The following is a 20830-nucleotide window of genomic DNA, read 5'->3' as shown; positions in this document are numbered from 1 at the left end:
TGCAGCCAAAGGAACTTGGTACCGCAAGCCGATAAGAAAGCTCTTGAAGCGGCTAAAGCGGAACTCGACCAAGGTATTCAAGCTGCTCCAGATACAAGTGGTAAGACACCAGACTCTGTCACAGCTTACAACAAAGCCAAGACAGAAGCTGAAACTGCAGCTCAGGAAGCACAAGTCGTTATCAACGACCAAAACGCCAGCGAACAAGCTGTTCAAGATGCTATTGCTAAGGTAACCAAAGCCAAAGAAGCTCTTGACCAAGCCAAGACTAACTTGACGCCAGCCGCAACCGAACAAGAAAAACAAGCCTTGACGGTTGCGAAGAACAACTTGGATACTCCAGCTACAACAACGGGTATGACCCCAGAGTCTATCGATGCTTACAACAAAGCTAAAGACGCTGCTCAAGCCCAAGTAGATGAAGCCAAAGCGGAGGCACAAGCTGCCCTTGATAAGGAAACTTTAGACAAGTCAGAACTAAGTAAGCAGACTCAAACCTTAGAAAATCTTTGAGATCATTGACAGGTGTATCGAATCCTACCACAGATTCAGCACGTCTGGTTTTGGCAGAGGCTAAGAAAGCTCTTGCAGATGACAGTTTGACAGAGCAAGGGTTGCGCCATATCTTGCAAACAGTCAAAGATGCCATTGCTTCCCTAGAGTCCATTAAGGAAAGCCAGTCAGCAACGAAGGCTGGAGAACAAAAAGTTTCTGAGGCAGCACCAGAAGCAGATAAGCCTGTAGCCCAAACTCAAATCTCAGTAGGAGCTATTGTGGCAAGTATACTGGTTCTATTAGGTCTCCTCTTTTTCCTCCTAGCTCGTCGTAATAAAGAATCAGAACTCGAGAAATTAACCAAGGAATTAAGTAAACTTCTTAAGAACTTAAACCTTGAAACAGTGGATAAGGATGTCCTTAAAAAGTCTCAAGAAGAACTTCAAAATGCAGTTTCTTTCTTAGCAGATGAAAAAGGCTCTGAGCATACTGAAGCAGAGTTGATTGATAATCTTAAAGAGGTTATTGCTAAGTTGAAAGCAAACGCCTAATAACATATTAAAAGTCTCCAGATTAGGAACTATCCGTAAGTTCACTAATCTGGAGATTTTTCAATATACTTCGTTATTGGGCGGTTACAAATGAAATAAAGAATAGGACAAATTGATCAGGACAGTCAAATCAATTTCTAACAATGTTTTAGAAGTAAAGGTGTACTATTCTAGCTTCAATCTACTATAACAGAGTGACGCCATCACTGGGCTAATAGAGATAAAATAGACAATTGATTTAGGACATTTGTAAGCGCGTCATAACAAGCTATCTATCATTCATGGAAGACCTCCTGTATACTATTAGTAAAGTAAAACTATTGGAGGATATTTTAATGCCACAACCTATTGTTCCTGTAGAGATTCCACAATCTCGTCGTTTTGATTCTAAAAAGAGAAATGATATTTGGATAAGGTGTTGCTCTATGACAATTCATCTATCTAGCCTAGGGCAGGTCTATCTCGTATGTGGGAAAACGGATATGAGGCAAGGCATTGATTCACTGGCTTATCTCATTACAACCCACTTTGAATTGGATCCTTTCTCAGGTCAAGTCTTTCTCTTTTGTGGTGGACGTAAAGACCGCTTTAAAGCTCTTTACTGGGATGGTCAAGGATTTTGACTACTATATAAACGCTTTGAGAACGGTAAGTTGACTTGGCCAAGTACAGAAAAGGATGTCAAAGCTCTCACACCAGAACAAGTAGACTGGCTGATGAAGGGCTTTTCTATCACTCCAAAAATAAATTCATCAGAAAGTCGTGATTTCTATTGAAATGAGGACTTTCTTTTTAGTATAATAAAGTTAGAAAACAGAGAGGGAAGATGATGAAAGACTTATTAAAAATCATTCAACAACAGAGTGCTACAATTGATAGTCTCACCAATGAACTTACCCTTCTGCGTGAACAAGTGGCTTATCTAACGCAAAAGCTCTATGGAAAATCCTCTGAGAAAAGTGTTTGTCCATCTGGACAAGTCAGCCTTTTTGAGGAGGAAGTTTCATCTGATGAAGATGGAGATGTTCCCAGTTGAAACAGAGGAAATCACCTATAAACGTAAGAAAGCTAAAGGGAAACGTCAAGCTCTTCTTGCCCAATTTGATTCAGAAGAAGTTCATCATCGCTTAGAGGACTGCATTTGCCCTGACTGTCAGGGAGATCTAAAAGAGATTGGAGCAACCCTTCAAGGACAAGAATTAGTCTTTATTCCTGCGCAATTAAAACGCATAGATCATATCCAACACTCTTACAAATGCCAAGCATGCAGTGAGAAAAATCCGAGTGATAAAATTGTGAAAGCTCCTATCCCTAAAGCCCCTTTGGCGCATAGCCTTGGCTCAGCTTCTATTATCGCTCACACCATCCATCAGAAGTTTAATCTGAAGGTCCCCAATTATCGCCAAGAAGAAGATTGGGCTAGGATGGGTTTACCAATCACACGTAAGGAAATCTCTAATTGGCATATCAAGGCGAGTCAATACTATTTGGAGCCCCTCTATAACCTCTTGCGAGAGAGACTATTGACTCAGCCCTTACTTCATGCGGATGAAACTTCTTATAGGGTGCTAGAGAGTGATAGCCATCTGACCTACTATTGGACTTTTTTGTCTGGGAAAGCTGAGAAGCAAGGAATCACGCTGTACCACCATGATCAGCGTCGAAGTGGTTCAGTAGTACAAGAATTCCTAGGAGATTATTCTGGATATGTGCATTGTGATATGTTGCGGCAGTAACTTAGGACTTTAGTCCTCTAGTTCTGCCTATGCGATAGCAGTCCAAGGTTTAGGAGCAAGGCGACGCTAAGCTTGGTAAACTGCGAACCGCTAGAAGCTTATCGTCAACTGGAAGAAGCTGAACTTGTTGGATGTTGGGCGCATGTGAGAAGGAAGTTTTTTGAATCCACCCCCAAGCAAGCAGATAACTCATCCTTAGGAGCTAAAGGTTTAGCTTATTGTGACCAGTTATTTGCCTTGGAAAGAGACTGGGAGGTTTTGCCAGCTGATGAACGACTACAGAAACGTCAAGAAGAGCTCCAACCCCTAATGGAAGACTTCTTTGCTTGGTGTCGGCGTCAGTCAGTTTTACCTGGTTCAAAACTAGGAAGGGCAATTGAATACAGTCTCAAGTATGAAGAAACCTTTAAGGCCATGTTGAAAGACGGGCATCTGGTCCTTTCCAATAATCTAGCTGAACGCGCCATTAAATCATTGGTTATGGGACGTAGTAAAAGAGTCCTATGGACTCTTTTAGCCTGAGCTCAGTTTAAAAAAGCGAGGGTGGTTGTTTTCTCAAAGTTTTGAAGGAGCTAAAGCAACAGCTATTATTATGAGTTTGTTGGAAACAGCTAAACGTCATCAACTAAATAGTGAAAAATATCTATCCTATCTTCTAGAATGTCTTCCAAACGAGGAAACTCTCGTAAACAAAGAGGTTTTAGAGGCTTATTTACCATGGAATAAAGTTGTACAAGAAAAGTGCAAATAAGAAATCTCCAGATTAGGAACTATCCGTGAGTTCTCTAGTCTGGAGATTTTTCAATATACTTCGTTATTGGGCGGTTACGGATATTTTAATGCCACAACCTATTGTTCCTGTAGAGATTCCACAATCTCGACATTTTGATTCTAAAAAGAGAAATGATATGCTGCTTAAAGTTCGTAATTATCGCCAAGAAGAAGATTGGGCTAAGATGGGTTTACCAATCACACGTAAGGAAATCTCTAATTGGCATATCAAGACGAGTCAATACTATTTAGAGTCCCTTTATAAGCTTTTACGAGAAAAGTTGTTAGAACAAGCTCTTCTTCATGCGGATGAAACCTCTTATCGGGTCTTAGAAAGTGATAGCCATCTGACCTACTATTGGACTTTTTTGTCAGGAAAATCAGAGAAACAAGGGATTAGGCTTTACCACCATGATCAGCGTCGAAGTGGTTCAGTAGTACAAGAATTCCTAGGAGACTATTCTGGATATGTGCATTGTGATATGTTGCGGCAGTAACTTAGGACTTTAGTCCTCTAGTTCTGCCTATGGGATAGCAGTCCAAGGTTTAGGAGCAAAGCGACGCTAAGCTTGGTAAACTGCGAACCGCTAGAAGCTTATCGTCAACTGGAAGAAGCTGAACTTGTTGGATGTTGGGCGCATGTGAGAAGGAAGTTTTTGAATCCACCCCCAAGCAAGCAGATAACTCATCCTTAGGAGCTAAAGGTTTAGCTTATTGTGACCAGTTATTTGCCTTGGAAAGAGACTGGGAGGTTTTGCCAGCTGATGAACGACTACAGAAACGTCAAGAAGAGCTCCAACCCCTAATGGAAGACTTCTTTGCTTGGTGTCGGCGTCAGTCGGTTTTACCTGGTTCAAAACTAGGAAGGGCAATTGAATACAGTCTCAAGTATGAAGAAACCTTTAAGGCCATTTTGAAAGACGGGCATCTGGTCCTTTCCAATAATCTAGCTGAACGCGCCATTAAATCATTGGTTATGGGACGTAAAAATTGGTTGTTTTCTCAAAGTTTTGAAGGAGCTAAAGCAACAGCTATTATTATGAGTTTGTTGGAAACAGCTAAACATCGTCAACTAAATAGTGAAAAATATCTATCCTATCTTCTAGAATGTCTTCCAAACGAGGAAACTCTCGTAAACAAAGAGGTTTTAGAGGCTTATTTACCATGGAATAAAGTTGTACAAGAAAAGTGCAAATAAGAAATCTCCAGATTAGGAACTATCCGTGAGTTCTCTAGTCTGGAGATTTTTCAATATACTTCGTTATTGGGCGGTTACGACTAGTACAATATCGCTTCTAAAACATTGTTATAAATTGACTTGGTCTTGCCTTATACTCAATGAAAATCAAAGAGCAAACTAGGAAGCTAGCCGCAGGTTGCTCAAAACACTGTTTTGAGGTTGCAGATGGAGGCTGACGTAGTTTGAAGAGATTTTCGAAGAGTATTAGCTTTCTAAAAAAGTTGAGAAAAGTAGTACCTTTATTTATTTTTAGACAGAGCTCATGATGAGTTTTGAGAAAAAACGTTAAAAAGAGAAAAACGCCTATGGTCAAAAGTCTATGGAACTTGATAATAGGCTTTTTTTCTAAGAATAGTGGGCTTCATTGCTCCTAAAATTTTGTTTGGGAGACTAGCACAGGGTAACAGAGTGACGCCATCACTGGGCTAATAGAGATAAAATAAACAATTGATTTAGGACATTTGTTTGATAGTGGTGATAAAGTTTTAAATCTGCTACATAATTTGTAGAGTTTTTTCTATAATTAGGAGTTTAACCTAATCTGCAAATAGGAGTATACTAATAATGTAATCGTTATCAAAAGTCTAAAAAAGAAATTTTTAGATGGATATCAAAATAAAAAGGGAGGAAATTATGAATAAGTTTTCAAAAACCTTGAGAGACAACTGGATCTTTCTCTTGATGGTTTTGCCAGGGGCGCTCTGGTTGATTCTATTCTTCTACATTCCAGTATTTGGAAACGTGGTTGCCTTCAAAGACTACCACATGACCAGTAATGGTTTCATAGATAGTATCATAAATAGTAAATGGGTCGGACTCGATAATTTCAGATTCTTATTTAGTTCAAGAGACGCCTTTATTATCACACGAAATACGGTTCTCTACAATCTTGGCTTTATCTTTCTAGGTTTAGTTGTATCTGTAGGGATTGCCATTATCCTCAGCGAGCTCCGTTCCAAGAGAATGGTGAAGATTTTCCAAACTTCTATGTTGTTCCCTTACTTCCTGTCTTGGGTTATCATCAGTTTCTTTACAGATGCCTTCCTAAATATTGATAAAGGGGTGTTCAATCATTTATTGGAAAGTCTTGGTCTCAAAGAAGTCAACTTCTACGCTGATTTGGGAATTTGGCCCTATCTCCTACTTTTCTTAGGTATTTGGAAAGGTTTTGGATATAGCAGTGTCATGTACTATGCGACGATTATGGGAATTGATCCAACCTACTACGAAGCAGCGACAGTGGACGGAGCCAGCAAATGGCAACGGATTCGCAATGTAACCATTCCGCAGTTGACACCGTTGGTAACTGTATTGACCATCCTTGCAGTCGGAAATATCTTCCGTGCAGACTTCGGTCTTTTCTACCAAATCCCTCACAATGCTGGTCATCTTTATAACGTAACCAACGTCTTGGACGTATATGTATATAATGGATTGACCCAGACAGCAGATATCGGGATGGCTTCAGCAGCAGGTCTCTACCAATCAGTAGTCGGATTGATTCTGGTGGTTCTATCAAACTTACTTGCAAGACGAGTTGATCCAAACTCAGCCTTGTTCTAGAAGGAGGAGAATATGGCAGAAAAGAAAATTAAAAAAGAAAAAATTGATAATGTCGGCATTCACTCCTTCAGTAAGAAAGCAGATATCTTCTTCAGTACCATTTCGGGTTTGATTGCCCTCTCTTGTATCCTACCCTTCGTATTCGTTATCATTATTTCAGTGACGGACGAGAAAAGCCTCCTCCAATACGGCTACAGCTTCTTCCCATCCCAATTTGGATTAGACGGTTTTGAGTTTTTGGCACAGTTTAAGGATAAAATCTTACAAGCCCTCTTCATTTCTGTCTTTGTAACCGTAGTTGGGACATTTACAAATGTCTTTATCACAACAACCTATGCCTACGCTATTTCACGGACAACCTTTAAGTATCGCAGATTCTTTACCATCTTCGTTCTGCTCAGTATGTTGTTCAACGCTGGTTTGGTACCAGGTTATATCATGGTGACTCGTGTGCTTCAGCTTGGGGATACTGTTTGGGCCTTGATTGTTCCAATGCTTCTCTCACCATTTAACATCATCTTGATGCGTTCCTTCTTCAAGAAGACCATTCCAGAAGCCATTCTAGAATCGGCTCGTATCGATGGTGCTAGTGAGGCTCGGATTTTCTTCCAAATCTGTTTGCCATTGTCACTACCAGGTATCGCAACCATCACGCTTTTGACAGCTCTTGGTTTCTGGAATGACTGGTTCAACGCCCTTCTTTACATCAAGAGTGACAACTTGTATCCATTGCAATATTTGCTCATGCAAATCCAACAAAATATGGACTACATTGCCAAAGCGGTCGGCTTGACTGGTCAACTGGGAGTTGCTCTACCGAAAGAAACAGGTCGTATGGCCATGGTTGTGGTCGCAACCCTTCCAATCGCGATTTTGTATCCATTCTTCCAACGCTACTTTGTAAAAGGTTTGACTATCGGTGGTGTGAAAGAATAGTGCTTATTGAGGAAAAACATTTCTCAGTTCCCAACTTCCCTGGTGTGAAGTTAATACTCTTCGAAAATCTCTTCAAACCGCGTCAACGTCGCCTTGCCGTAGGTATGGTTACTGACTTCGTCAGTTCTATCCACAACCTCAAAACACTGTTTTGAGCAACCTGCGGCTAGTTTCCTAGTTTGCTCTTTGATTTTCATTGAGTATAAAATCATTACATTGTTTATAAGTTTAAAAATAAAAAAAGGAGTTTTTATCATGAAAAACTGGAAAAAATATGCTTTTGCATCTGCTAGTGTAGTCGCTTTGGCTGCAGGTCTTGCTGCTTGTGGAAATTTGACAGGTAACAGCAAAAAAGCTGCTGATTCAGGTGACAAACCTGTTATCAAAATGTACCAAATCGGTGACAAACCAGACAACTTGGATGAATTGTTAGCAAATGCCAACAAAATCATCGAAGAAAAAGTTGGTGCCAAATTGGATATCCAATACCTTGGCTGGGGTGACTATGGTAAGAAAATGTCAGTTATCACATCATCTGGTGAAAACTATGATATTGCCTTTGCAGATAACTACATTGTAAATGCTCAAAAAGGTGCTTACGCTGACTTGACAGAATTGTACAAAAAAGAAGGTAAAGACCTTTACAAGGCACTTGACCCAGCTTACATCAAGGGTAATACTGTAAATGGTAAGATTTACGCTGTTCCAGTTGCAGCCAACGTTGCATCATCTCAAAACTTTGCCTTCAACGGAACTCTCCTTGCTAAATATGGTATCGATATTTCAGGTGTTACTTCTTACGAAACTCTTGAGCCAGTCTTGAAACAAATTAAAGAAAAAGCTCCAGACGTAGTACCATTTGCTATTGGTAAAGTTTTCATCCCATCTGATAACTTTGACTACCCAGTAGCAAACGGTCTTCCATTCGTTATCGACCTTGAAGGCGATACTACTAAAGTTGTAAACCGTTACGAAGTGCCTCGTTTCAAAGAACACTTGAAGACTCTTCACAAATTCTATGAAGCTGGCTACATTCCAAAAGACGTCGCAACAAGCGATACTTCCTTTGACCTTCAACAAGATACTTGGTTCGTTCGTGAAGAAACAGTAGGACCAGCTGACTACGGTAACAGCTTGCTTTCACGTGTTGCCAACAAAGATATCCAAATCAAACCAATTACTAACTTCATCAAGAAAAACCAAACAACACAAGTTGCTAACTTTGTCATCTCAAACAACTCTAAGAACAAAGAAAAATCAATGGAGGTGTTGAACCTCTTGAATACGAACCCAGAACTCTTGAACGGTCTGGTTTACGGTCCAGAAGGCAAGAACTGGGAAAAAATTGAAGGTAAAGAAAACCGTGTTCGCGTTCTTGATGGCTACAAAGGAAACACTCACATGGGTGGATGGAACACTGGTAACAACTGGATTCTTTACATCAACGAAAACGTTACAGATCAACAAATTGCAGATTCTAAGAAAGAATTGGCAGAAGCTAAAGAATCTCCAGCGCTTGGATTTATCTTCAATACTGACAATGTGAAATCTGAAATCTCAGCTATTGCTAACACAATGCAACAATTTGATACAGCTATCAACACTGGTACTGTAGACCCAGATAAAGCGATTCCAGAATTGATGGAAAAATTGAAATCTGAAGGTGCCTACGAAAAAGTATTGAACGAAATGCAAAAACAATACGATGAATTCTTGAAAAACAAAAAATAATCAGCTAAATTGATTTCGTGTATTCATTCCTAACTCCTAAAATAAGAATCACTGCTTTCCTCAGGCTTATCTGGGGGAGGCAGTGGTTTTTTGGGCACAAGGATATAGATATTCCTGTTTTCTCTTATCCTTATTTTAATACTCAATAAAAATCAAAGAGCAAACTAGGAAGCTAGCCGCAGGCTGCTCAAAACACAGTTTTGAGGTTGTGGATAGAACTGACAGAGTCAGTATCATATACCTACGGCAAGGTGAAGCTGACGTAGTTTGAAGAGATTTTCGAAGAGTATAACCATTCAGGAAATTTCGAGAATCCTCTACAATTTCCAGTCAAATAAATTGCATTCGTTTTCTCAAGCAGGTATACTAGTATGGATAAATAAAAAATTTAGAAAATTTAAGAATAGAAAAGAGAACAAATCTTATGGCAAAAGATATTCGTGTCTTACTTTACTACCTTTATACTCCAATTGAAAATGCAGAGCAATTTGCTGCAGATCACTTGTCTTTCTGTAAATCAATCGGTCTTAAAGGCCGTATCCTAGTCGCTGACGAGGGAATTAACGGAACAGTTTCAGGTGACTATGAAACAACTCAAAAATACATGGACTACGTTCACAGCCTCCCAGGCATGGAGGACCTCTGGTTCAAGATTGACGAAGAAAGTGAACAAGCCTTCAAGAAGATGTTTGTTCGCTACAAGAAAGAGATTGTCCACCTTGGTTTGGAAGACAACGACTTTGACAATGACATCAACCCACTTGAAACAACAGGTGCTTACTTGTCTCCAAAAGAGTTCAAAGAAGCGCTTCTTGATAAAGATACCGTTGTCCTTGACACACGTAACGATTATGAGTACGACCTAGGACATTTCCGTGGAGCTATTCGCCCAGATATTCGCAACTTCCGTGAGTTACCACAATGGGTCCGTGATAACAAGGAAAAATTCATGGACAAGCGCGTCGTGGTTTACTGTACAGGTGGGGTTCGCTGTGAGAAATTCTCAGGCTGGATGGTTCGTGAAGGCTACAAAGATGTCGGCCAATTGCACGGAGGAATTGCAACTTACGGTAAAGACCCAGAAGTTCAAGGTGAGCTTTGGGATGGGAAAATGTACGTCTTTGACGAACGTATCGCTGTTGATGTCAACCATGTCAACCCAACCATCGTAGGGAAAGACTGGTTTGATGGAACACCATGTGAACGTTATGTCAACTGTGGAAATCCCTTCTGTAACCGTCGTATCTTGACATCAGAAGAAAATGAAGACAAGTACCTTCGTGGATGCTCACACGAGTGCCGTGTTCACCCACGTAACCGCTATGTTTCAAAAAATGAATTGACACAAGCTGAAGTAATCGAGCGCCTAGCCGCTATCGGTGAAAGCTTGGATCAAGCAGCTACTGTATAAGATCAAACAGTCCTCAGGGGCTGTTTTTCTATGCTTTGTACTCAAAAATCTAAAGTTTGTTTCTGTATCTTTCAGGAAAATAAGGTATACTGTATGTAAACGATTTCAAAGGAGTCCAGTTATGGAGAAAACAATTTTTATTCCAAATAAACAGAGCATTTTAGGAGAACAGGAAATTTTGACTGCCAAGTCCATCTTGGCATTGGTAGATGGTTTGGAGTCACATAGCTATGATGCTGTCTATCTCCGTCAGCCTCTTAACCGTCTCGAGTATATCGAGTGTGCGATAGTGGGGCAATCACAATTTCTTTTTAAGGTCAGTTATGCTGATGATCAAAAGGCTTACCGTGTCGATCTTCCTGACCTACTAACGCAGACAGACTGGGAGATCATCAAGTCATTTTTAGATGCTTTGCTTGCTTACACAGGAACTGAGATTGAAGGACTAGATGGTTTTGATTTTGAAGCTTATTTCCAAGCAAGTATTCAAGCCCATCTTGCAGACACTGCAGCCCGTTTTACGATTTGCCAAGGAATTTTTAATCCTGTTTTCTTTAGTCATGAGGATTTGAAAAGCTTTTTAGGGGAAGATGGTTTGGCACAGTTTGAAGCGCGTGTGCGTGCGGTTCAAGAGACAGATGCCTACTTTGCAAGAGTTTCCTTCTATCAGGATGGAGAGGGACAAGTGCATGGCGTTTACCATCTAGCTCAAGGAGTCAAGACAGTTTTACCGAGAGAACCATTTGTTCCTGCAGCCTATATGGAGCAATTGGTGGATAAGGAAGTCCAGTGGGAGATTGACTTGGTTCAAATCACAGGAGACGGCTCTAAACCAGAAGACTATGAGGCTATCGCTCGCTTGGACTATGCAAAATTCCTAGAGTCGCTACCATCAGCATTTTACCACCAACTAGACGCCAATCAATTAGAAGTGCAACCCATCTTAGACAAAGATTTTAAAGCATTAGCACAAGAAGAGTAAAGCAGAAGCAGGTCAAGTGACTTGCTTTTTGATATATAAAAAATCCTGCCGTGAAAGACAGGATTGCTACTCAATGAAAATCAAAGAGCAAACTAGGAAGCTAGCCGCAGGCTGCTCAAAACACTGTTTTGAGGTTGGATGAAACTGACGAAGTCAGTAACCATACATACGGTAAGGCGAAGCTGACGTGGTTTGAAGAGATTTTCGAAGAGTATGAAGTTTAAAGAAAGGCTAAGATACGAAGATAATCTCCAATCAGTGCCACTTCAGCTACAAAGAAGAGGATGATAATGACTCCGTTCACAAGGACAGACAAGAATAATTGATAGAAGGAGTCGCTTTCACTTGCTTGACTAGGTCTCGTAATGATATGGAGGCTAGCAAGCAGAATGATTCCAATGCTAATCACACACAAAAGGGCTGAAAATCGTAGGCTATCAAAGAAGGCAAAGAAACTAGCAATGGCAGTTAGGAAGATTGGAATTGCCAAGAGTTGACTATATTGTTGGAGAATCTTTTCCAGCGTCCAGTTCTTGTCTTGGTAGATAAATCGTCTCACAACGAAACTACCCAAGAGGAATGAAAAGAAGAAGAGTGTTGTTGCTACTAGGATAGAGATGATAGAAAAGAGAGTTAAAGGTGCTAGTTGCTCAGGGAAGTGGCTGTTTATGGTTGCTATATGTCCATAGTAAGCATGTTTGATGTGGTAGATACTAAAGAAAAAGGAAGATGAAGAAAATAGAATGAGCAAGAGAAAGGCTGTGTAGCTGTGTGTGCTACTTGTTTCAAGCTTGCTTGTAGGAGATTTGATTGCTTCCACTAGCCAAGACCAAAAATCAAGCACTTGCTCTTTCCATTTATCCCTAGATTTTGGAGCTTGGTCGGGGATATAAGGACTTTCTAAAGATTTACTGAGAAGAAGAGGCTCTTTCGTGGTTGCTTTTTGCTGAGGAAGAGCTTCTTGGCTCTCTTCAGCTATAGTGACTTTTTCTGTTTCTTTAGAAAGGTCTGGCTCTTCTTCAGTAGAATTAGATGCCTTCTTTTCTTCTATTTCTGTTCTCGCTTCACTGTCTTCAGGAGCTTCCATTTTCTCTTCTTGCTGGCTTTCCAATTCGACTTCAGCTTGAGAGACTTCCTCCTCTAACTGAGTATTTTTTTCAATTGGTGTATCGAGATCGGCTATCCTTTCTTCAGCCTTGTCTGCAACCTCTTGAGCTTGCTCTTCAGGCTTGTTCTTGCTTGTTGTTTTTACAAAATCATTACTTTCAAACCATTCTTGTTTCATGGTAGAACCTCCTTTTAGTTAGATAAATATGTTTCCATAGTAGCAGATGTAAGCGTTTTTGTCAACGTCTGCTTGGTGTGGATATTAGATCAATATTATCATCAGATCTCGCAATGAGTTGATCCTTGACATCGGTTTTTTCAGTTTTGTAAGGGTTGCTTAATTCCGTACCTCTTGATTCAGGCTTTTCTCTTGTGAATTGGAAGATAGAACCATAGTTGCTTGAGATGTCCCAGTTAATTCGTTGGCTTTCTTTCTGGTCTAGGATGATTCTGAGATAATCTTTGGCAGTCAGTTCAACCTTGCCATGGACTTGGATATTTTCAGCGTGGAAGTGATGTTCTGTTGACTCTAGCTGACTATCTGTAAGAACTGTATCAAAGATATTAACGATATTGGGCGTTGTGAGTTTACTGTTTTTGATACGACTTCCTTCAATTCGGAGGATATAGCTGTTTGTATTGAGGGTCGCATTTTCAAGGCTAGCATTTATGATGGTGGTTTGTCCGCGATTGGCTGAGATGTTGATCCCTTTTAGAGTTCTCCCTTTTGGTAGCTGGAGAATAACTTCTTCAAAACGACTAGAGTAGCTACTTGCGATATGAAGAATCCCACCAATTCCAGAAGAGAGAAACGGAGTTTCAGACAGTTTCTTATCAGTGAGACTCAGAGTTCTATCGTTCTGATTGGTGATAAGATCATGGAGAGCAGAAAGAGATGGATGGTAAGAAATGTGGATTTGATCATCGAAAGAGTCTGTGATGGTGAGCGCGTGTTGGTGGAGAGTAATTTCTAGGTTTTCGACTTCCTTGCCAAAGGTTAGCTTTTCCGTACGGCTATCATAGACAGGTTCTTTGGACATGGAAAGTAGGCTCTTAATCCCGTCAGATTGGATACCTACAAAAAGCAGGATAAAGCCGATAACGGTAGTCACCAAACCAAAGATGAGAAATCCTTTTGTCCATTTACGCATGCTGATTACCTCTCTTTCCTTTTTTAAGAACAAATTGTACCAGACGAACAATGAGTAGACCGAAGAAGCGAGTTACATAGGAAATGCCAAGTAAAACTAGCGAAGAAGCACCGATAGCCAGTAAACCAGAACCAAAAATCAAGATAAAGGCTGATTTGGCTTGGGCGAGGACAGTGAAACTTTCAACTAAAAATAGGAATCCGCCGATGATACCCAGTATGGAAACTGCAAAGAAAGCCAGAATGACAGTCAAAGCGGCTACAAGGATTGCGAACAGGGTCACGAGGATGGCGATTCCCAGAGGAATGCCGATAGGTGCTGCAAGGAGGGCTAACAAGGCGATATGCAAAATTTGTCGGTTATTTTTTTGAGCGGGTGCCTCATTGATTTTTTTATCGAGAAGATTGGAGAGGACTTCGTGGGCCGCTTCTTTGGGAGTTCCCAAACTAGCGAAGAGTTCTTCTTCTCCTTCGATTCCAGCATCGTCAAAGAGCTCTCTGAAATAGTCCATGGCTTCGATACGGTCAGCTTCAGGTAGTTTCTTGAGATAGAGTTCTAGCTGAGTCAGGTATTCAGTTCTTGTCATGGCGGATACTCCCTTCTATGATGCCATTGATGGTGTCTGTATAGAGTGTCCATTCATCTTTTAGGGTCAAGAGCTGCTCTATACCACCGTTTGTCAAGGAGTAGTATTTGCGCATGCGACCTTGGAACTCTCTAGAATAGGTTGTCAGAAAGCTATTGCCTTCCAATTTTTTGAGAATGGGATAGAGTGTGGATTCTTTGATATTAGCGATGAGCTTAATGGTTTGGCTAATCTCATAACCATAAGAATCACCCTGCTCCAGTACGGCCAAGATGAGAAATTCAATCAAGGCAGAGGATGTTGGAAAGTACATGGGAAACCTCCTTTTCTAATGTGTAAGATTTTTATATATAATTTTTCTACACATAGATTGTACATCTAAAAGAAAGCCCTGTCAAGAGAAATGTGTAAAATTTTTATATATAAAAAACTTCTAGCTAAAACTAGAAGTTTAAAGGATCTTATCCGCTCTGTCCACTGTAAAGAGGGCCACAGTCATCAGGATATAGATGAGCAAGAGGGCAGCTACAGCTGGTACCCAAGAGTGGAACAGGTCAAAACTGTAACCAAAGAGGGTTGGCCCAAAGGCTGCTAGGATATAGCCTCCTGTTTGAGATAGGCTTGACAATTGGGCTGTCTTTTCAGGGGCGCTTGTCTTGAGTGAAAAGTTGACCATGAGATAAGGGAAGAGGGCGCTGGTTGCGGTTCCGATGAGGAGATGGATGGTAAGCCAGTAAATGAAATGATTGATTGGGAAAAAGAGCATGGAAATGCCGACCACACCAGCTAGTGAAACCAGAGTGAGCATGAGCTGACGGTTGCGAGTAGATAAACTGGTTGTCAGGCTTGGGATGGTCATTGAAAAAGGAATGCTAATAAGAGATAAGATAGAAGTCAGCAAGCCAGCTTCGTGACTGGATAGACCTGCATGGATAGACATGGTAGGTAACCAGGTCATGACGGTGTAAAAGATCAAGGATTGAAAACCTGAAAAGATAATAATTGCCCAAACCTGTTTATTACGCATGACCTTTATTTGACTTTTTTGTTTGGTTTGTGGAGCCAGTCTGTGATTATAGCGGTGATTAGGCAGCCAGACCAAAAAAGTTGCTAGGCAGAGCAGGGTGAGGAGGATGATAAGTCCTTTCCAAGAACTGGCTTGTGTAATAGGCACGGCTAGATAGGAAGCCAGAGCCGTCGCAATCCCCATAGAGGTTACATATAAGGTGGTCAGAAAACCAATCTTCTTTGGTTGATTGGCTTGGATAAGACTAGGAAGCAGGACATTGATGACTGCGACACTTGCCCCAACCATCAAGGTTCCTAGATAGAGCAGGGGCAGATTGATTAGTCGAATAAGTGAGCCGATGGTCAAGAAGAAGAGGCTGTAGGTGAAGAGATGCTCCAAGCCGATTTTCTGAGCCAGTCGGGTAGAAAATGGTGAAAAGAGGGTAAACATAAGGAGAGGCAGGCTGGTCAAGACACCAAGCGAACTAACTTCTACCCCCAGCCCTTGCGAAATATCTCCCAAAATAATGGGTAAAACAGTAAAAGGAGCCCGCAAAGAAACACCAATCAGGATAATACCTGGAACAAAAAAGAGTGATTGCTTTTTCATAAAATACCTCTTCTAGCTGATTTTAATAACAGCTTATTTTAAGGCTTTTTCACTATAATGTCAAGTAAGGTTTCTGGCTTTCAAGATAAAAATGGGAAAGTCTTGAAAATTATGATAGAATGGTGGAAGGAAAAATTCAGGAGAGTAGTAGTGACTCAAAATGTTGAAAGTCTTCTCGTATCCATTGTAATCAGTGCATACAATGAAGAAAAATATCTGTCTGGTCTAATTGAAGACTTAAAAAATCAAACCTATCCTAAAGAGAATATTGAAATTCTATTTATAAATGCTATGTCCACAGATGGGACCACAGCTATCATTCAGCAATTTATAAAGGAAGATACAGAGTTTAACTCAATTAGATTGTATAACAATCCTAAGAAAAATCAAGCTAGTGGTTTTAACCTGGGAGTTAAACATTCTGTAGGGGACCTTATTTTAAAAATTGATGCTCATTCAAAAGTTACTGAGACTTTTGTAATGAACAATGTGGCTGTTATTCAACAAGGTGAATTTGTCTGTGGGGGGCCTAGACCGACGATTGTCGAAGGAAAAGGAAAATGGGCAGAGACCTTGCATCTTGTTGAGGAAAATATGTTTGGCAGTAGCATTGCCAATTATCGAAATAGTGCCGAGGATAGATATGTTTCTTCTATTTTTCATGGGATGTATAAACGAGAGGTTTTCCAGAAGGTTGGTTTAGTAAATGAGCAACTTGGCCGAACTGAAGATAATGATATTCATTATAGAATTCGAGAACATGGTTATAAAATCCGCTATAGCCCAAGTATTCTATCTTATCAGTATATTCGACCAACATTCAAGAAAATGCTGCATCAAAAGTATTCAAATGGTTTGTGGATTGGCTTGACAAGTCATGTTCAGTTTAAGTGTTTATCATTATTTCACTATGTTCCTTGTTTATTTGTTTTGAGTCTTGTGTTTAGTCTAGTATTGTTACCGATCACATTCGTATTCATAACTTTACTATTAGGCGCCTATTTTTTACTTTTATCACTACTCACTTTGCTGACTTTATTAAAACATAAAAATGGATTTCTAATTGTGATGCCCTTTCTTTTATTTTCCATTCACTTTGCTTATGGCCTTGGAACGATTGTAGGTTTAATTAGAGGATTTAAATGGAAGAAAGAGTACAAGGGAACAGTAATTTATTTGGAAAAATAAGCCAAATAAATCAAAATATGCTACAATAACAATATAGTAAAACTCTTTTAGAGGAGTAAATTTCTATGAATAAAAAACTCACAGATTATGTGATTGATCTGGTGGAAATTTTAAATAAACAACAAAAGCAGGTTTTCTGGGGAATATTTGATATTTTCAGTATGGTGGTTTCGATCATTGTATCTTATATTTTATTTTATGGGCTGATTAATCCAGCACCTGTTGACTACATTATCTATACGAGTTTGGCCTTTCTGTTCTATCAATTGATGATTGGTTTTTGGGGGTTGAATGCTAGTATTAGTCGTTACAGCAAGATTACGGATTTCATGAAAATCTTTTTTGGTGTGACTGCCAGCAGTGTTTTGTCTTATGGAATCTGCTATGCCTTCTTGCCACTCTTCTCCATCCGTTTCATCATTCTCTTTATCTTGTTGAGTACCTTCTTGATTTTATTGCCACGGATTACTTGGCAGTTACTCTACTCCAGACGCAAAAAAGGTAGTGGTGATGGAGAACACCGTCGAACCTTCTTGATTGGTGCTGGTGATGGCGGAGCCCTCTTTATGGATAGTTACCAACATCCAACCAGTGAATTAGAACTGGTCGGTATCTTGGATAAGGATGCTAAGAAAAAGGGTCAAAAACTTGGTGGTATCCCTGTTTTGGGCTCTTATGACAATCTGCCTGAATTAGCCAAACGCCATCAAATCGAGCGTGTCATCGTTGTGATTCCGTCGCTTGATTCGTCAGAGTATGAGCGTATCTTGCAGATGTGTAATAAGCTGGGTGTCAAATGTTACAAGATGCCTAAGGTTGAAACGGTTGTTCAAGGACTTCACCCAGCAGGTGGAGGCTTCCAGAAGATTGATATCACAGACCTTTTGGGTCGTCAGGAAATTCGTCTTGACGAATCGCGTCTGGGTGCAGAACTGACAGGTAAGACCATCTTAGTCACAGGAGCTGGAGGTTCAATCGGTTCTGAAATCTGTCGTCAAGTTAGTCGCTTCAATCCTGAACGCATTGTCTTGCTCGGTCATGGGGAAAACTCAATCTACCTTGTTTATCATGAATTGATTCGTAAGTTCCAAGGGATTGATTATGTACCTGTGATTGCGGACATTCAAGACTACGACCGTCTCTTGCAAGTCTTTGAGCAGTACAAACCTGCTATTGTTTATCATGCGGCAGCCCACAAGCATGTTCCTATGATGGAGCGCAATCCAAAAGAAGCCTTCAAAAACAATATCCGCGGAACTTACAATGTTGCTAGGGCTGTTGATGAAGCCAAAGTAGCTAAGATGGTTATGATTTCGACAGATAAGGCGGTCAATCCACCCAATGTTATGGGAGCAACTAAGCGCGTGGCGGAGTTGATTGTCACTGGCTTTAACCAACGTAGCCAATCGACTTACTGTGCGGTTCGTTTTGGGAATGTTCTTGGTAGCCGAGGTAGTGTCATTCCAGTCTTTGAACGTCAGATTGCTGAAGGTGGGCCTGTAACGGTGACAGACTTCCGTATGACCCGCTACTTTATGACTATTCCAGAAGCTAGCCGTCTGGTTATCCATGCTGGTGCTTATGCCAAGGATGGGGAAGTCTTTATCCTTGATATGGGCAAACCAGTCAAGATTTATGACTTGGCCAAGAAAATGGTCCTTCTAAGTGGACACACCGAAAGCGAAATTCCAATCGTTGAAGTTGGAATCCGTCCAGGTGAAAAACTCTACGAAGAACTCTTGGTATCAACAGAACTTGTTGATAACCAAGTTATGGATAAGATTTTCGTTGGTAAGGTTAATGTCATGCCTCTAGAAGCCATCGATCAAAAGATTGAAGAGTTCCGCACTCTTAGTGGAGATGAGTTGAAGCAGGCTATTATCGCCTTTGCCAATCAAACAACCCACGTTGAATAAAAAAGAAAAACGCATATTATCAGGTCTTGAGCCTTGGTAATATGCGTTTTGTTATGTAGAGGCTTATACTCTTCGAAAATCTCTTCAAACCACGTCAACGTCGCCTTGCCGTAGATATATGTTACTGACTTCGTCAGTTCTATCTGCCACCCAAAACGGTGTTTTGAGCTGACTTCGTCAGTTCTATCTGCCACCTCAAAACGGTGTTTTGAGCTGACTTCGTCAGTTCTATCTGCCACCTCAAAACGGTGTTTTGAGCTGACTTCGTCAGTTCTATCTGCCACCTCAAAACGGTGTTTTGAGCTGACTTCGTCAGTTCTATCTGCCACCTCAAAACGGTGTTTTGAGCTGACTTCGTCAGTTCTATCTGCCACCTCAAAACGGTGTTTTGAGCTGACTTCGTCAGTTCTATCTGCCACCTCAAAACGGTGTTTTGAGCTGACTTCGTCAGTTCTATCTGCCACCTCAAAACGGTGTTTTGAGCTGCCACCTCAAAACGGTCAGACTTCTATCTGCCACCTCAAAACGGTGTTTTGAGCTGACTTCGTCAGTTCTATCTGCCACCTCAAAACGGTGTTTTGAGCTGACTTCGTCAGTTCTATCTGCCACCTCAAAACGGTGTTTTGAGCTGACTTCGTCAGTTCTATCTGCCACCTCAAAACGGTGTTTTGAGCTGACTTCGTCAGTTCTATCTGCCACCTCAAAACGGTGTTTTGAGCTGACTTCGTCAGTTCTATCTGCCACCTCAAAACGGTGTTTTGAGCTGACTTCGTCAGTTCTATCTGCCACCTCAAAACGGTGTTTTGAGCTGACTTCGTCAGTTCTATCTGCCACCTCAAAACGGTGTTTTGAGCTGACTTCGTCAGTTCTATCTGCCACCTCAAAACGGTGTTTTGAGCTGACTTCGTCAGTTCTATCTGCCACTTCAAAACGGTGTTTTGAGCTGACTTCGTCAGTTCTATCCACAACCTCAAAACAGTGTTTTGAGCTGACTTCGTCAGTTCTATCCACAACCTCAAAACAGTGTTTTGAGCTGACTTCGTCAGTTCTATCCACAACCTCAAAACAGTGTTTTGAGCTGACTTCGTCAGTTCTATCTGCAACCTCAAAACAGTGTTTTGAGCAGCCCGCAGCTAGTTTCCTAGTTTGCTCTTTGATTTTCATTGAGTATTACTTCATTTTCTTCTGAAATGGAATTGTTACCCAGTCTATGCTATTGAAAATACGCCAAAACTTCTAAGGGTTTGTGAGCGATATAATCAGGTTGATAGTTTAGTAGATCTGCTTGCTCTCCAAATCCCCAAGTGATGGCCAATTTCTGAATACCTGTTTCTCGAGCTCCCAGCATATCAAACTTGGTATCTCCGATGATGATGGCTTGTTCTGGTGCTAGTTGATGTGTCTGCAAGGCTTGGTGAATGACATCTGCCTTATGGGGTGCTTCAGGGCTAGAACCATAAATGCCATCAAAGAAATGATGGATTTCCAAGTTTTTGGCCATGTCTTGAGCAGTAGATGTATCCTTTGTCGTGGTGATGTAGAGTGGATAACTGCTCGATAACTCCTCAAGCAAGTCTATAATCTGAGGAAAGAGTTGAGCTTCATAGATGCCTTTTGCCTTATAGTAAGAACGATATATCTGCACGGCTTCAGAAATTTGGTCTTTGGACAGGCAGGTCGCAAAACTACTTTCGAGAGGTGGTCCCATAAAACCACGAATAGTTTTGGCATCAGGGCTAGGCACCCCCAGCTCTTTAAAGGTATAGGTAAAGGCATTGTGAATCCCGATAGAACTATCAACGAGGGTTCCATCCAAATCGAAAAAAATCGCTGTGATAGAGGTCATGG

18 protein-coding genes and 5 pseudogenes are annotated in these 20830 nt (G+C 40.8%); 14 read left to right on the top strand and 9 right to left on the bottom strand.

Features of this window, described 5'->3' with window-relative positions; all coding sequences use genetic code 11:
- Positions 1–15: 15 nt before the first annotated feature.
- The 9 genes and pseudogenes from QMQ21_RS12695 to QMQ21_RS12655 all read left to right on the top strand — a co-directional run bounded on the left by QMQ21_RS12695 (position 16) and on the right by QMQ21_RS12655 (position 7292).
- Entirely contained in the window at positions 16–513 is a 498-nt protein-coding gene (locus tag QMQ21_RS12695) for a hypothetical protein (protein WP_261814560.1), read from the top strand.
- Between the two features lie 5 nt (positions 514–518).
- Positions 519–755 (top strand): annotated as a pseudogene (locus QMQ21_RS19510) (hypothetical protein); the annotation flags it as partial.
- A 30-nt stretch (positions 756–785) separates the two neighbouring features.
- Positions 786–1046, top strand: coding sequence for a hypothetical protein (locus QMQ21_RS12690; RefSeq protein WP_120007924.1), 261 nt, complete (start codon positions 786–788; stop codon positions 1044–1046).
- A 425-nt stretch (positions 1047–1471) separates the two neighbouring features.
- Positions 1472–1822 (top strand): annotated as a pseudogene (gene tnpB, locus QMQ21_RS12685) (IS66 family insertion sequence element accessory protein TnpB).
- Between the two features lie 53 nt (positions 1823–1875).
- The gene (locus tag QMQ21_RS12680; RefSeq protein ID WP_050208322.1) at positions 1876–2082 is read left to right on the top strand and encodes an IS66 family transposase; all 207 of its coding nucleotides are present in this window, start codon (positions 1876–1878) and stop codon (positions 2080–2082) included.
- A 4-nt stretch (positions 2083–2086) separates the two neighbouring features.
- Positions 2087–3533, top strand: a pseudogene (locus tag QMQ21_RS12675) (IS66 family transposase); the annotation flags it as partial.
- Between the two features lie 163 nt (positions 3534–3696).
- Positions 3697–4751: pseudogene (locus QMQ21_RS19355) on the top strand (IS66 family transposase); the annotation flags it as partial.
- 675 nt (positions 4752–5426) lie between these two features.
- Positions 5427–6356, top strand: coding sequence for an ABC transporter permease (locus tag QMQ21_RS12660; RefSeq protein ID WP_261814557.1), 930 nt, complete (start codon positions 5427–5429; stop codon positions 6354–6356).
- A gap of 12 nt (positions 6357–6368) precedes the next feature.
- Positions 6369–7292: a carbohydrate ABC transporter permease gene (locus QMQ21_RS12655; protein WP_000818350.1), complete on the top strand. Its 924-nt coding sequence runs from the start codon at positions 6369–6371 to the stop codon at positions 7290–7292.
- Positions 7293–7342: 50 nt separating this feature from the next.
- Here the strand turns inward: QMQ21_RS12655 and QMQ21_RS12650 are convergent, their stop codons facing one another.
- Positions 7343–7489, bottom strand: a complete 147-nt coding sequence (locus QMQ21_RS12650) for a hypothetical protein (RefSeq protein WP_000693313.1) — start codon at positions 7487–7489, stop codon at positions 7343–7345.
- 58 nt (positions 7490–7547) lie between these two features.
- Here QMQ21_RS12650 and QMQ21_RS12645 point away from each other — a divergent pair, with 58 nt between their 5' ends.
- The 3 genes from QMQ21_RS12645 (at position 7548) to QMQ21_RS12635 (ending at position 11416) form a co-directional block, all read left to right on the top strand.
- Positions 7548–9023 (top strand): ABC transporter substrate-binding protein, encoded by a 1476-nt coding sequence (locus QMQ21_RS12645; protein WP_023937446.1) that lies wholly within the window; start codon positions 7548–7550, stop codon positions 9021–9023.
- 424 nt (positions 9024–9447) lie between these two features.
- Positions 9448–10434, top strand: a complete 987-nt coding sequence (gene trhO, locus QMQ21_RS12640) for an oxygen-dependent tRNA uridine(34) hydroxylase TrhO (protein WP_023937447.1) — start codon at positions 9448–9450, stop codon at positions 10432–10434.
- Positions 10435–10555: 121 nt separating this feature from the next.
- A complete protein-coding gene (locus QMQ21_RS12635) occupies positions 10556–11416 on the top strand; it encodes a DUF4299 family protein (protein WP_023937448.1) in 861 nt (286 codons plus the stop codon).
- Positions 11417–11636: 220 nt separating this feature from the next.
- Here QMQ21_RS12635 and QMQ21_RS12630 read toward each other — a convergent pair whose 3' ends face one another.
- From QMQ21_RS12630 to QMQ21_RS12610, 5 genes are all read right to left on the bottom strand, one after another.
- Complete coding sequence (locus QMQ21_RS12630) at positions 11637–12701, bottom strand: DUF6574 domain-containing protein (RefSeq protein WP_138700293.1); 1065 nt, start codon at positions 12699–12701, stop codon at positions 11637–11639.
- Between the two features lie 61 nt (positions 12702–12762).
- On the bottom strand, positions 12763–13674 hold the full coding sequence (locus QMQ21_RS12625; protein ID WP_054388407.1) for a DUF4097 domain-containing protein: 912 nt from the start codon (positions 13672–13674) through the stop codon (positions 12763–12765).
- The gene (locus tag QMQ21_RS12620; RefSeq protein WP_023937451.1) at positions 13667–14260 is read right to left on the bottom strand and encodes a DUF1700 domain-containing protein; all 594 of its coding nucleotides are present in this window, start codon (positions 14258–14260) and stop codon (positions 13667–13669) included. The genes QMQ21_RS12625 and QMQ21_RS12620 overlap by 8 nt, the downstream gene beginning before the upstream one ends.
- Entirely contained in the window at positions 14247–14573 is a 327-nt protein-coding gene (locus QMQ21_RS12615; protein WP_000273864.1) for a PadR family transcriptional regulator, read from the bottom strand. The genes QMQ21_RS12620 and QMQ21_RS12615 overlap by 14 nt, the downstream gene beginning before the upstream one ends.
- A gap of 138 nt (positions 14574–14711) precedes the next feature.
- Complete coding sequence (locus tag QMQ21_RS12610) at positions 14712–15878, bottom strand: CynX/NimT family MFS transporter (RefSeq protein ID WP_261814556.1); 1167 nt, start codon at positions 15876–15878, stop codon at positions 14712–14714.
- A 57-nt stretch (positions 15879–15935) separates the two neighbouring features.
- On the opposite strand from QMQ21_RS12610, the pseudogene QMQ21_RS12605 reads away from it, so the two are divergent.
- Positions 15936–17095 (top strand): annotated as a pseudogene (locus QMQ21_RS12605) (glycosyltransferase family 2 protein).
- 36 nt (positions 17096–17131) lie between these two features.
- Positions 17132–18982: a polysaccharide biosynthesis protein gene (locus QMQ21_RS12600; protein ID WP_166735774.1), complete on the top strand. Its 1851-nt coding sequence runs from the start codon at positions 17132–17134 to the stop codon at positions 18980–18982.
- Here the strand turns inward: QMQ21_RS12600 and QMQ21_RS12595 are convergent.
- The 3 genes from QMQ21_RS12595 to QMQ21_RS12585 are packed head-to-tail and all read right to left on the bottom strand — an operon-like array spanning position 18961 to position 20828.
- Positions 18961–19446: a hypothetical protein gene (locus tag QMQ21_RS12595; protein ID WP_261814554.1), complete on the bottom strand. Its 486-nt coding sequence runs from the start codon at positions 19444–19446 to the stop codon at positions 18961–18963. The genes QMQ21_RS12600 and QMQ21_RS12595 overlap by 22 nt on opposite strands.
- Position 19447: 1 nt before the next feature.
- Positions 19448–20146 (bottom strand): hypothetical protein, encoded by a 699-nt coding sequence (locus tag QMQ21_RS12590; protein WP_261814553.1) that lies wholly within the window; start codon positions 20144–20146, stop codon positions 19448–19450.
- Between the two features lie 49 nt (positions 20147–20195).
- Positions 20196–20828 carry an HAD family hydrolase gene (locus tag QMQ21_RS12585; protein ID WP_000200892.1) on the bottom strand — a complete coding sequence of 211 codons (633 nt, stop codon included), beginning with the start codon at positions 20826–20828 and terminating at the stop codon, positions 20196–20198.
- Positions 20829–20830: the final 2 nt, after the last annotated feature.

The organism is Streptococcus bouchesdurhonensis (assembly GCF_948472335.1).
The sequence above is the reverse complement of the archived record's forward strand: the minus strand, read 5'-3'. Positions and strand labels throughout refer to the sequence as shown.